This is a genomic window from Bacillus sp. BK450, assembly GCF_004364885.1.
GTDB lineage: Bacteria > Bacillota > Bacilli > Bacillales > Bacillaceae > Bacillus > Bacillus safensis.
In genome coordinates, this window is sequence record NZ_SOBQ01000001.1 from 315,667 (window position 1) to 328,668 (window position 13,002).

Annotated in this window: 12 protein-coding genes and 1 riboswitch; all 12 genes read right to left on the minus strand. The window is 44.6% G+C overall.

The genetic code is table 11. The features are described 5' to 3' along the window. Positions 1–6 precede the first annotated feature (6 nt). The 12 genes from EV579_RS01595 to pyrR all read right to left on the minus strand — a co-directional run bounded on the left by EV579_RS01595 (position 7) and on the right by pyrR (position 12,907). The gene (locus EV579_RS01595; RefSeq protein ID WP_024424224.1) at positions 7–708 is read right to left on the minus strand and encodes a phosphoadenylyl-sulfate reductase; all 702 of its coding nucleotides are present in this window, start codon (positions 706–708) and stop codon (positions 7–9) included. 45 nt (positions 709–753) lie between these two features. Then, a complete protein-coding gene (locus tag EV579_RS01600) occupies positions 754–858 on the minus strand; it encodes a DUF2292 domain-containing protein (RefSeq protein ID WP_369810469.1) in 105 nt (34 codons plus the stop codon). Positions 859–974: 116 nt separating this feature from the next. Then, positions 975–1,077, minus strand: a riboswitch (SAM riboswitch). Between the two features lie 167 nt (positions 1,078–1,244). Further along, complete coding sequence (gene pyrE, locus EV579_RS01605) at positions 1,245–1,883, minus strand: orotate phosphoribosyltransferase (protein WP_024424225.1); 639 nt, start codon at positions 1,881–1,883, stop codon at positions 1,245–1,247. Between the two features lie 7 nt (positions 1,884–1,890). Continuing rightward, positions 1,891–2,595, minus strand: a complete 705-nt coding sequence (gene pyrF, locus EV579_RS01610) for an orotidine-5'-phosphate decarboxylase (protein ID WP_133743842.1) — start codon at positions 2,593–2,595, stop codon at positions 1,891–1,893. Beyond that, entirely contained in the window at positions 2,567–3,499 is a 933-nt protein-coding gene (locus EV579_RS01615; RefSeq protein WP_046310885.1) for a dihydroorotate dehydrogenase, read from the minus strand. The genes pyrF and EV579_RS01615 overlap by 29 nt, the downstream gene beginning before the upstream one ends. Beyond that, the gene (locus EV579_RS01620) at positions 3,493–4,269 is read right to left on the minus strand and encodes a dihydroorotate dehydrogenase electron transfer subunit (protein WP_041117331.1); all 777 of its coding nucleotides are present in this window, start codon (positions 4,267–4,269) and stop codon (positions 3,493–3,495) included. The genes EV579_RS01615 and EV579_RS01620 overlap by 7 nt, the downstream gene beginning before the upstream one ends. Continuing rightward, a complete protein-coding gene (gene carB / locus EV579_RS01625) occupies positions 4,266–7,481 on the minus strand; it encodes a carbamoyl-phosphate synthase (glutamine-hydrolyzing) large subunit (protein WP_034623677.1) in 3,216 nt (1,071 codons plus the stop codon). The genes EV579_RS01620 and carB overlap by 4 nt, the downstream gene beginning before the upstream one ends. Continuing rightward, complete coding sequence (locus tag EV579_RS01630) at positions 7,466–8,560, minus strand: carbamoyl phosphate synthase small subunit (protein ID WP_024424230.1); 1,095 nt, start codon at positions 8,558–8,560, stop codon at positions 7,466–7,468. The genes carB and EV579_RS01630 overlap by 16 nt, the downstream gene beginning before the upstream one ends. Beyond that, on the minus strand, positions 8,557–9,843 hold the full coding sequence (locus EV579_RS01635) for a dihydroorotase (protein ID WP_133743843.1): 1,287 nt from the start codon (positions 9,841–9,843) through the stop codon (positions 8,557–8,559). The genes EV579_RS01630 and EV579_RS01635 overlap by 4 nt, the downstream gene beginning before the upstream one ends. Next, positions 9,827–10,750 (minus strand): aspartate carbamoyltransferase catalytic subunit, encoded by a 924-nt coding sequence (locus tag EV579_RS01640; protein WP_034281705.1) that lies wholly within the window; start codon positions 10,748–10,750, stop codon positions 9,827–9,829. Before EV579_RS01640 ends, EV579_RS01635 begins: the two co-directional genes overlap by 17 nt. 130 nt (positions 10,751–10,880) lie before the next feature. After that, positions 10,881–12,209: a solute carrier family 23 protein gene (locus EV579_RS01645; RefSeq protein ID WP_133743844.1), complete on the minus strand. Its 1,329-nt coding sequence runs from the start codon at positions 12,207–12,209 to the stop codon at positions 10,881–10,883. A gap of 155 nt (positions 12,210–12,364) precedes the next feature. Then, complete coding sequence (pyrR, locus tag EV579_RS01650; protein WP_024424234.1) at positions 12,365–12,907, minus strand: bifunctional pyr operon transcriptional regulator/uracil phosphoribosyltransferase PyrR; 543 nt, start codon at positions 12,905–12,907, stop codon at positions 12,365–12,367. Between the last annotated feature and the right edge of the window lie 95 nt (positions 12,908–13,002).

A 13,002-nucleotide genomic window follows, 5' to 3' on the forward strand; every position in this document is an offset into this window, starting at 1 on the left:
GCTCCCTTACTCATGTAATCCGCACTCTGTCTTTGCTGTGCCTGACCATCTGCCAGAACGCAGATCATCTGCAGTAAATGCTGGCTGTGTACACGGTGCACAGCCGATACTTGGATATCCTTGGTCATGCAGCGGATTATAAGTAAGTTCCTCTCTAGATGCATATCTCCATATGTCCTTCCACGTCCAATGGATGAGGGGACATACTTTCACTGATTTGAATTTTTCATCCTTATTTAAGAAATTCGTCCCTGCTCGTTTTGGTGACTGCTCTCTTCTTAAACCAGAAAGCCATGCTGGATAACCAGAAAGGGCTTCTTGCAAAGGAATGACCTTACGCATATGACAGCAGCTTTGAGGATCAGTTTTCCATAATTGATCACCGTGCTGCTCATTTTGCTGTTCAACCGTCAGCTCAGGCGTTTTCAGTACAATATCTAAACCCGGATATCTTTCCTTTACCGCATCAATTGTGTCGTAAGTTTCTTTAAAATGCAGACCTGTATCTAAAAAGACAATTCTCGCATCTTTTTTTACTTTTGCAATCAGATCAATCAGAACGATGCCCTCAATCCCAAAGCTGCACGCATATACGAGCTGGTCACCATAATGACCGTACGCCCATTTCAGTACAGACAGGGCTCCTTTATACAAATCATCCTCTTGAAATGTAATGGACGGCTCTTGCCAATTTTCATAAGTTAACATGATTTCTCCCCTTCCGGAGTACCGCTCATATTGCTATTTTCCGCACTACTTTAATCTAATTTTTTCGTTTTTTTCCACTTGAATCACTTGACCGTCCTGAACAATTAACGTAATTGAACCGAATTTCATATCCCCAATCAGTTCTTGCATATGCTTTACTAAGTCCTCATCCTGATTTTGTTTCACTTCCATCTCCTCTTCCTCCTCACCGTTAAAATAAAAAAACTTTCTTTCAGTCCGAAAGAAAGATGAGGAAGCTCACAATTTCCTTATCTTTCAAAATAGAATCATTTTGCAGGAAGTAGCACCTTGCGAATCGCAGGTTGCCGGGTTTCATCGGGCCAGTCCCTCCACCTCTCTGGATAAGAGTTTCAATTTGTCTTAAATATTAACACAATTCAAACAAAAGTCAACCCGACTTTATTGATAGGATTAGTTTTTATTAAAATTTGAGTCTATTTTACTATTTTTACCCAAATAAAAAAGCCGTGCGGGCAGGCACAGCTTTAAAATTGTTAACGATGGACTTTGACTTTTCAGACCGTTTCTTCCATCCAAGATTCAGAGGAAGGGTCTTGTCTCCAGCGTTTTAGTTTGTTCATCGCAGACGGCTCAATCGCTTTCAGTTCAAGTGCCACGTCTGTCAATGTGTCATAGTCTGTCAGGGTGACATATGGAATATTTTTTTCTTGAAAAGCGGCCGCTGCTTTTGGCAGTCCGTATGTGAAGATTGCGGCAACTCCTAGTACCTCGCAGCCCTCAGCTTGAAGAGCAGCAACCACTTCCAGCACACTGCCTCCTGTGGAAATAAGGTCTTCGACGACGACAACCTTTTGGCCTTTCGATACGGCCCCTTCAATTTGATTTCCTTTGCCGTGTGCTTTCGGCTTACTTCTGACATAACACATCGGGATGTTCAAGCGGTCTGCTGCTAATGCCGCATGCGGAATGCCTGCTGTTGCAGTACCCGCGACAACCTCTGCTCCCTTGAAATGAGTGAGAATCAAATCTTTTAGACCTTCCGCAATGTCGTGTCTGACTTCTGGATATGATAATGTGAGGCGGTTATCACAATAGATCGGTGATTTTATACCGCTCGCCCATGTAAACGGTTCGTCTGGTTTTAATGAGACCGCTTTGATTTGTAATAGATGTTTCGCGATTTTTGATTTCATCTGGCAGTCACTCCCACTCTTTCAAAATTTGATGATAGGCTTCTATTGGTTTATCAGCTTTTGTGATTGATCTTCCGACAACAATTTGTGAAACACCTTGCTCTTTTGCATAGGCAGGTGTCGCCACACGCTTTTGGTCATCGGTTTGATCATTCGGTAAGCGAATCCCTGGTGTTACAGTGAGAAAGGAGGGTGAGATCTGTTCATGAAGTGCTTTAGATTCATGAACAGAGCAAACAACCCCGTCCAGCCCACTTTCATATGCTAATTGTCCGTACCGGATCACAGTCTCTTGCAGCGGACGGTCAATGAGTAATTCGTTTCTCATCATGTCTTCTGACGTACTAGTCAGCTGGGTCACTGCAATAATGCCCGGGCGGCTTTGTCCAGCAGGAGTCCCGCTTTCAAGTCCCTCTAATGCAGCCTGCATCATTCGTTTCCCGCCAGCCGCATGCACATTGACCAAGTCAACGCCAAGTGCGGCAAGCCGGTTCATCGCTTTTTGCACCGTTGTTGGAATGTCATGTAATTTTAGATCGAGAAAAATGCGGCAATTTTTTTCTTTCAGCGCTTCAAGGATGGCAGGTCCTTCTTGGTAAAACAGCTCCATGCCGACCTTCACAAATAATGGTGTCCCTTCAAAGGGATCTAAAAAGGCAAGCGCCTCCTGCCCTGACGGAAAATCAAGCGCGATGATGGGCAAGTGCTTCATGTTTCCAGCTCCTTCCGATACATTCCTCTACAGATGAATAACCATAAGCTGCTAACACATTTGGCAGCTCTTCAATGATTTCCGGGCAAATAAATGGATTCACAAAATTGGCTGTACCGACAGCTACTGCACTTGCACCTGCTAGTAAAAATTCAAGTACATCTTCAGCACTTTGCACTCCGCCCATCCCGATAATCGGAATAGAAACCGCTTGACTCACCTCATGCACCATACGTACAGCGACAGGTTTGACAGCTGGTCCTGATAATCCGCCTGTTTTATTGGCAAGGATGGGTTTCCCCGTTTTTAAATCTAAACGCATCCCAATTAATGTATTAATCATGGTGAGTCCATCCGCTCCAGCAGCTTCAATCGCTTGAGCAATTTCTACAATATTGGCTACGTTAGGTGACAGCTTGACATAGACAGGTACGGAAGAGACTTCCTTGACTGCTTTTGTCAATGATGCTGCCATATTTGGATCTGTACCAAAGGCGATTCCGCCGGTTTTAACATTTGGGCAAGAAATATTCAGCTCAAGGGCATGAACATTTTTTGCTTGGCTGATTTGCTTGGCTACTTCAACATAATCTTCAACCTGTGAGCCAGCAACATTCGCAATAATAGGCGTATCAAACTGCTCGAGCCAAGGCAATTCATTTTCAAGCACGCCTTTTAGACCTGGATTTTGAAGGCCGATTGCATTGAGCATACCAGCTCCTGTCTCAGCAACCCTTGGTGTCGGATTGCCAAATCTCGGTTCAAGGGTTGTGGCTTTGATCATGATACCGCCCAGCAATGATAGGTCATATAAGGATGCAAATTCTCTCCCGAATCCAAAGCAGCCTGATGCAGGGATAATTGGATTCTTTAAAGATAATCCCGGTAACTCAACGTTTAGCATGACAATGCCACCTCCTCTGCTTTAAAAACAGGTCCATCAAGACACACTTTGACGTAAGGTTTGTCGAGCTGATCGGTATGACAGACACATGCAAAGCAGGCACCAATCCCGCAGCCCATTCGTTCTTCCATCGAAATGTAGACAGGCTTATCAGGATACGTGTCTTTCAGCGCTTTTAGCATAGGTGTTGGACCACAGGAAAGCAGCACATCAAAGCTCAGGTTTTGCTCTTTTATCACATCTGTTACAAAGCCTTTAGCACCGTATGTGCCATCAACCGTTGCAATAAACGTATCGCCGAGTGCTTGAAATTTTTCCTCGTAAAATACATCCTTTTTCGATTGAAAGCCGAGGACATGCTTCACGATGACGCCTTTTTTCGTTAAACGCTTGGACAGCTCATATAGAGGCGGTACGCCAATTCCGCCGCCGACTAGTAATGCCGTCTCTCCGGGCTTGACGACTGAAGGATCATACCCGTTTCCAAGCGGCCCTAATACATCGACTGATTCTCCCTCCCGCTTTTGAGAGAGGAGCTTTGTGCCCTCTCCCTCTGCGCGGTAAATGATGGTTGCTTCTTTTTGCTCGGCATGAATGTTGGCAATACTGATCGGTCTTCTCAGCAGCGGTGTCATCGATTCACTGACCTTTAGATGAAGAAATTGTCCAGCCGTTTGAAAGGAGTCCACAAGGTCACCTTTTAATGTCATTTCGTAAATATGATCAGCGATCTCTCGGTTCGAGACGACCGTCAAGTATGCTTTTTTCATATCGTTACTGTCACCTCAGCATTCGTTTTCACTTCTGGCATTTCATCCGCTCTAAATGTCATGCTTTCAAGCACTCTTAAAATGGCTTCTGCTGTATCTAGTGACGTTAAGCAAGCCACTCCGTTTTCAACAGATTCACGTCTAATTCTAAAGCCGTCTCTTGCCGGCTGTTTTCCTTTTGTTAATGTGTTGATCACAAATTGGGCTTCCCCGTTTCGAATGACATCGAGAAGGTTTTTGCCTTCTTCTCCAATTTTGCCGACCACACTTGATGGAATGGAGGCTTGTTTTAAATAATTCGCCGTTCCTTCTGTTGCTAAAATATGATAGCCGATCGAATGGAATCTTCTTGCGATCTCAAGTCCTTCTTCTTTATCCTTATCAGCCACTGTCAGAAGAACTGTTCCGTCATTAGGGATTTGAATGCCTGATGCAATCAATCCTTTATATAGGGCTTTTTCGATCGTGACATCTTTCCCCATGACCTCACCTGTTGATTTCATTTCAGGCCCGAGTGTAATATCCACTCTTCTTAATTTTGCAAAAGAGAAGACTGGAACTTTGACGTACACTCCTTCTTGCTCTGTATGAAGGCCTTCTTCGTAGCCATAATTTTTGAGCTTGTCTCCTAAGATGACTTTTGTCGCAAGGTTTGCCATCGGAATGCCTGTAATTTTACTTAAGAAAGGAACCGTCCGGCTTGATCTCGGGTTCACTTCAAGTACATACACTTCACCTTTTGATAGGACAAACTGAATGTTCAAAAGCCCAATAATGTTGAGTCCTTTTGCAAGCTTGATCGTGTATTCTGCGATCTTTGCTTTGATGTCCTCAGACAATGTTTGCGGCGGATAGACCGCAATCGAGTCACCAGAGTGAACTCCGGCTCTTTCAATGTGTTCCATAATGCCTGGGATTACGACAGTTTCTCCATCAGACACGGCATCTACTTCAATTTCTTTTCCTGTCAAATACTTGTCAATTAACACTGGATGCTGCGGGTTAACCTTCACCGCATTCTCCATGTAGTGAAGAAGCTCAGCTTCTTGATACACAATTTCCATCGCGCGGCCGCCTAATACATAGGAAGGACGGACAAGGACTGGGTAGCCGATTTGATTGGCAATCGCTACAGCTTCAGGCACAGACGTTGCTGTTTTCCCTTTCGGCTGGGGCACGCCGAGTGTTTCTAACGTTTGTTCAAACTTGTCCCGGTTTTCTGCGCGGTCTAGGTCTTCTAGAGAAGTTCCAAGAATTTTAACCCCTCTATTTGATAATTCATCTGCTAGGTTGATCGCCGTTTGTCCGCCGAACTGAACGACGACTCCTTCAGGCTGTTCAAGGTCGATGATATGCATGACATCTTCTACAGTGAGTGGTTCAAAGTAAAGCTTATCTGAAATACTAAAGTCTGTTGAGACCGTTTCAGGGTTGTTGTTTATAATGATCGCTTCATAGCCTGCTTGTTTAATTGCCCACACTGAGTGAACAGTCGCATAATCAAATTCAACCCCTTGTCCAATTCGGATAGGACCTGAACCTAATACGATAACGCTTTTCTTGTCTGTACGTTCTGATTCATTTTCATCTTCATATGTGCTGTAGAAATATGGTGTCTCTGATTCAAATTCTGCCGCACATGTATCCACCATTTTGTATACAGGTACAATGCCTGCTTCTTGTCTTAGCTTGTAGACATCCGCTTCGTTCATCTTCCACTCGCGGCTAATGTAGATATCTGAGAAGCCTTTTTCTTTCGCTTCTTTTAATACGTCTGTATTGCCTTTGTTTTCTTTTAATGTCTTCTCAAAGGCGATGATGCCTTCCAGCTTATGAAGGAAGAAGTAATCAATTTTTGAGAATTCATGTATTTGTTCGACTGTATAGCCTCTTCTAAGCGCCTCAGCGATATAAAATAATCGTTCGTCTCCCGCTTTAATAATCCGTTTTTCAAGCACTTCATTTGTGATGTCTGCTTCATCTTTTAATTCAATGTGATGCACATCGGCTTCAAGTGAACGTACAGCCTTTAGAAGAGACTCTTCTAATGTGCGGCCGATCGCCATGACTTCACCAGTTGCCTTCATTTGCGTACCAAGACGTCTGTTCGCAGATTCAAATTTATCGAACGGCCAGCGCGGTATTTTTGAAACGATATAGTCAAGAGCCGGCTCGAAGGCTGCATAGGTTTTACCTGTGACTGGGTTCATCATTTCATCAAGCGTTAAGCCGACAGCAATTTTCGCTGCCAATTTGGCTATTGGATAGCCTGTCGCTTTCGACGCAAGCGCAGATGAACGGCTCACACGCGGGTTTACCTCGATGATATAGTATTGAAAGCTGTTTGGATCAAGTGCCAGCTGAACGTTACAGCCGCCTTCAATGCCAAGTGCACGGATCAGCTTAAGCGACACATTTCGAAGCAGCTGATATTCACGGTCACTTAACGTTTGGCTTGGGGCTACAACAATACTGTCACCAGTATGGATGCCGACAGGGTCAAAGTTTTCCATGTTACAAACAACGATTGCATGGTCACCGCTGTCTCGCATGACTTCATATTCAATTTCTTTAAAGCCTGCAATGCTTTTTTCAAGTAAGCATTGTGTGACTGGGCTTAGCTTCAGACCGTTTTCAACGATTTCCTTCAGTTCTTGCTCGTTTGTACAAATTCCGCCGCCCGTTCCGCCTAATGTATAGGCTGGTCTGACGATGACAGGGAAACCGATTTGATCTGTAAACGCCATCGCTTCTTCCAGGTTATGAATGATTTCACTTTCTGGTACTGGCTCATTTAGTTCATTCATTAAATTACGGAATAAATCTCTATCCTCTGCTTTTTGGATGGCTGACAGCTTTGTACCGAGTACTTCAACGCCGCATTCAGCTAATACGCCAAGCTCTGACAATTCAACAGCAAGGTTTAATCCAGTTTGTCCGCCAAGTGTTGGCAAGATCGCATCAGGGCGTTCTTTTCGAATGATTCGTGTTAAAAATTCTGGTGTCAGTGGTTCGATGTATACCTTATCAGCCATTTCTGTATCTGTCATGATGGTCGCAGGGTTAGAGTTCACAAGAACGACTTCATAGCCCTCTTCTTTTAGCGCTAAGCAAGCCTGTGTACCTGCATAGTCAAACTCCGCTGCCTGACCGATGATGATAGGACCTGATCCGATTACTAAAATCTTTTTGATGTCTACGCGTTTTGGCATACTTCTTCCCCTTCTTTCTCAGTCGTATGAATCATTTCCATGAACTGGTCAAATAAGTAGTTTGCATCTTCTGGACCCGGTGATGCTTCTGGGTGGTACTGAACAGTGAATGCTGGTGCTTCTTTATGTTTTAATCCTTCAATCGTATTGTCGTTTAGGGCAATATGTGTGACTTCGAGCACATCTTCGTTAATACTGCTAACCGTGTAGCCATGGTTTTGAGACGTCAGTGTCACCTTGCCAGTTGCTAGTTCTTTCACCGGATGGTTTGATCCTCTGTGGCCAAATTTCATTTTTTCTGTGCTTGCACCGCACGCTAGAGCAAATAATTGATGTCCGAGGCATATACCAAAGAGCGGCACCTTTCCAATCAATTGCTGAATCATCTCAACGGCTTCCGGTACATCCACAGGATCTCCAGGTCCGTTTGAAAGCATGATGCCATCAGGCTTTAGCTGCAGCACTTCATCTGCAGTGATGTTGTATGGCACCACAATGACGTCGCAGTCACGTTTATTGAGCTCGCGCAAAATGCCGTGCTTCATGCCGAAATCGACAAGGACAATTCTTTTGCCTCTGCCTGGGCTTGGGTACGCATTTTTCACAGATACTTGACTCACTTGATCTGTTGGCAGCTGCAATGTTTGAAGGCGGCGGACAACGTCTTCTACTTGTTCATCAGGTCCTGCAAATGCCCCTCTTAAAGTCCCTGCACTTCGAATCATTCTAGTCAGCTTCCGTGTATCGATTCCGCTCAGCCCCGGAATGTTTTTCATTTTTAAATATTCATCGAGTGAATATGAAGAGCGCCAGTTTGAGGGCTTTTCACAAAGCTCTTTCACAATCAGCCCTTTCACAAACGGTGTGATCGATTCAAAATCGTCACGGTTAATGCCATAGTTGCCGATAAGCGGGTAAGTCAGTGTGACAATTTGTCCGCAGTATGATGGATCAGATAAAATTTCTTGATAGCCCGTCATCCCTGTATTAAAGACGACTTCTCCGACTGATGGTTCTAAGCTGCCAAAGCCTGTTCCTTCGAATACTGTTCCGTTTTCTAGCACTAAGCGTCTCTTCATTTTACTAGTCTCCCCTCTTCATAAACGACTTTCCCAGATGCAAGTGTCATGACCGGCCAACCTGATACAGTCAATTTGTCAAACGGTGTATTTTGCCCTTTAGATAAGAAGCTTGTTTTATCGATTGCCATTTCTTTGTTTAAATCAATAAGTGTGATATCAGCTATGTGCCCTTCTTCAAGCTTTCCGTATGGAAGAGAAAATGCTTCTGCTGGTTTAATTGTCATATAATCAACGAGTTCTTTTAATGTCCATTCGCCTGTTTTGACAAATCGTGTATACAGAAGCGGGAACGCTGTTTCAAGTCCCACAATTCCAAACGGGGCACGCTGCATGGTTTCGTTCTTTTCTTCTTCTGTATGCGGCGCATGGTCTGTTGCGATGAAATCAATCGTTCCATCTAACAGTCCCTCGATCAATGCCTCGCGATCCTCTTTTCCTCTGAGCGGCGGGTTCATTTTATAATTTGTATCAAGACCTGGAATGTCCGTATCACACAACAGCAGGTGATGCGGTGACACCTCAGCCGTCACACGGATGCCTGCTTTTTTTGCATCGCGTACGACCCGCACAGATTCTTTCGTACTGATATGACATACATGATAATGACAGTTCGCTGCTTCTGCTAAAAGAACATCTCTTGCAATATGCACCGATTCACAGATTGATGGTATTCCGTTTAACCCATTTGCTTTTGAAAATTCTCCTTCATGAACGCACCCGCCGTAAATGAGCGAGTTATCTTCACAGTGCGCCACAATCGCTTGATCAAGACTTGCTGCCTGTTTCATCGCTTCGTACATCATGCCTGCTGTTTGGATACCAACACCGTCATCTGTAAAAGCAAAGGCGCCTGCTTCTTTTAGTGCTGCAAAATCCGTCATCTCTTCCCCAATTTGTCTCGTTGTGATGGAGGCGTATGGCAGCACTCTCACAGATGAGGTCTCTTCGATTCGATTCATCAGCCATTCCATTTGCTCTTTTGTATCTGGAACCGGCCTTGTATTCGGCATCGCTGCAATCGTCGTATATCCGCCTCTTGCGGCTGCTTTAGAACCTGTTTCAATCGTTTCCTTTTTCTCTCCGCCTGGCTCTCTTAAATGCACATGCAGATCGATCAAGCCTGGTGACACAAATAGCCCTGCTGCATCAATAACCTCTTCTCCGTCTTCTCTTTCTAGGTGACCAATCGCTTGAATCACTTTTCTTTTTACCCTAATATCCTGCTGCACTCTTTCACCTGTGCTTGTTAAGATAAACCCGTTTTTAATGAGATATGACATAGACAGAATCTCTCCCTTTTTGATGTAGTGTGCTATTTTGAAAAGCTCTTTTTAATACGGCCATTCGGATATAAACACCATTTTCCATTTGTTTAAAAATCCTTGACTGCTTGGACTCTACTAATGAATCATCTATTTCAACACCTCTGTTTACTGGTGCTGGATGCATAATAATCGCGCGTTCTTTCATTTTGTTTGCTCTGTCTACTGTTAATCCATAAGTTGATAAGTAATCTTCGCTGCCCATTTTTTCAGCGTGCCGTTCATGCTGGATTCTAAGCAGCATCACCACATCAGATTGTGCGATGGCTTCATCTACTTGGACATACGTTCCGTGAGGGTTTTGTTCATCCTGGAAGGAAGCAGGCCCTGAAAAGAGGACTGTCGCTCCCAGCCTTGTGAGAACCTCAGCATTTGATCTTGCCACCCTGCTATGTTTGATGTCTCCATGAATCGAAATCGTTAAGCCTTCAAAGCCGCCAAACTCTTCAAAGATGGTCATGAGGTCAAGCAGTGATTGGGTTGGATGCTGTCCGCAGCCATCTCCTGCATTGATGATGGGAATTCCAACCTTCCCAATCAGCTCGTTATAATATTCATCGGTGCTGTCTCTAATCACACATGCCTTTACTCCGATCGATTCGAGTGTTTTTACCGTATCGTAAAGTGTTTCGCCTTTTTGAACGGAGGTGCTTGCCGCATCTAAGCTCAGGACATTCATCCCTAGTTTCTTCTCAGCTACTTCGAAGCTAAAACGTGTTCTTGTGCTTGGTTCAAAGAAAAGGTTTGCCACAAATTCTCCGGCTAATCCATGTTCTTGTTTCCCCTTTTTGAGTGCAGCTGCTTCTTCAATCAGCTGTAAAATCTCTTCTTTTGATAAGCTGCTCATTGTCGATAAATCATTCATTTTTTCTTCCCCCTCTAGTTTTTCATCACTTTCAGGTTCAAAAAAACCCTAAGCCTCGGCAGCTTAGGGTTCTCCAAAAGAAGCAGCGGCACTTTTGTGCATTCTGCTCCATTTAGAACCCTTGTCAGCCTCACTGGACTTCTTTTAAAAGGTTTTCTGTATTTGATTCATTTGAGTTGTCATCTTCTGCTTTTTGATGCGGCAGGATCAGATTTAACAGGACACCCGTAATCGCAGCAAGTGCCATTCCAGATAGGGTGAGATTGATTTGTTTCACCTCAATGAATGCCCCGCCAATCCCAATGACTAGGATGACTGATGCGATAATGAGATTACGCTTTTCTTCAAAATTCACTTTATGATCAATCAGAATTCTCAGGCCGCTTGAAGCAATGATTCCAAAGAGCAGGAACGAAACGCCCCCCATCACCGCGGACGGCACTGTACTGATTAATGCTGAAATTTTTCCTACAAAACCGAAGCAGATCGCAAACACGGCTGCTCCGCCGATGACGAAGATACTGAACACTCTTGTGATGGCTAGTACGCCAATGTTCTCTCCATAAGTTGTTGTTGGTGGTCCGCCAATAAGTGAAGCGAAGATCGTCGCCGCACTGTCTCCTAAAATGGAACGGTGAAGACCTGGTTTTTTAATAAAATCTTGTCCTACGACCTTACTTAACACCACTTGGTGACCGATATGCTCAGACATTGTGACAAAGGCTACCGGCACCATCACTGTGAGAATGCTTAAGGTCACAGCAGGTGTATAGTCGACAAATGGCACGACGAATTCTGGTACAGCAAACCATTTTGCGTCAATGACCGGCTGGAAGTTCACGATGCCTTGTGTTAAGGCAAAGAGATAGCCGCTGATGATGCCGATTAATACTGGGATTAAGCTAAGGAATCCTCTTAGGAAAATCATACTGATAATGGTGACAGCCAGTGTGAAGCCAGCGACCATTAAGTGCTTGAGGCTGTAAACAAGCTCGGTTGCATTCGGATCAACATACATCGCCATGTTGACTGCTGTTCCAGCGAGTCCGAGTCCGATGACCATAATGACTGGTCCTACGACCACCGGCGGCAGAAGCTTCATCAGCCAGCCTGTGCCGAGCCATTTAATGAATAGGGCGATGAGTGCATAAGCGACACCCGCCATGAAGGCGCCAACCATTGCGGCTCCAGGGCCGCCTGTTGCTTTCACATTCAGTATGGGGGCGATGAAGGCAAAGGACGATCCAAGATACGCCGGAATTTGTCCTCTTGTGATGATTAAGTAAACAATCGTTCCCACTCCGCTTGAGATGAGTGCGACGGCTGGACTCATATCAATGATTTTTGGTACAAGAATGGTCGCACCAAACATCGCAAACAAATGCTGCAGGCTAAGTGACAGCCATGTGAATGGTTTTGGGATATCTCGAATGCCTAAATTGGCTTTTTGCTGACTCATGATTTTCCTCCTAGATGTGTCCTTTTTCATTAAAAAAGCCTCTTTGCGAGTATGCGCAAAGAGGCCTAGATAAGCCGGACACGTCATGTTGGCCGTGTGCTCGGTGTCTCTATTATTGCCCTCTTTGCAAACTCTCTGGAATGCATTTAAAAAGGTTATTTTTCATATATAGCGACAAGGTCGTTTTGATCTACTTCATTGAGCTGAACCATGACTGTCTCTGCTTTTGAAGTCGGGATGTTTTTCCCGATATAATCCGCTCGGATCGGCAGCTCCCGGTGTCCCCGGTCGACGAGCACAGCCAGCTGAATGGAAGATGGTCTTCCTACATCCACAAGGGCATCCATAGCTGCTCTCACGGTTCTGCCTGTAAACAGGACATCGTCAACAACAATAAGTGTTTTGTCATTAATGTCAGCTGGTATGTCTGCACCCTTTACAAGCGGGTCTTGGTTGTCTGTCTTTTTTGTCAGGTCATCACGGTATAGCGTAATATCAAGTTCACCTACAGTGACTGGATTCCCTTCAATTTGCTCGATGCGCTCTGCAAGGCGCTTTGCAAGATGTATGCCTCTTGTCTTGATCCCGGCAAGGATAACATCCTTCATCCCTTTGTTGCGCTCAATCATTTCATGTGCAATTCGGGTAAGCGCTCGTCTGATCGCTTGTTCATCAAGAATGACTGCTTTTTGTTCCATCTTTTACACCTCTTTTTGACAAATAAAAAGCCCCTTCTGCAAAGGGCAGAGAGGGGCGTTCATTTGTGCGTACGCGTGCACAAATTGATCCGTTA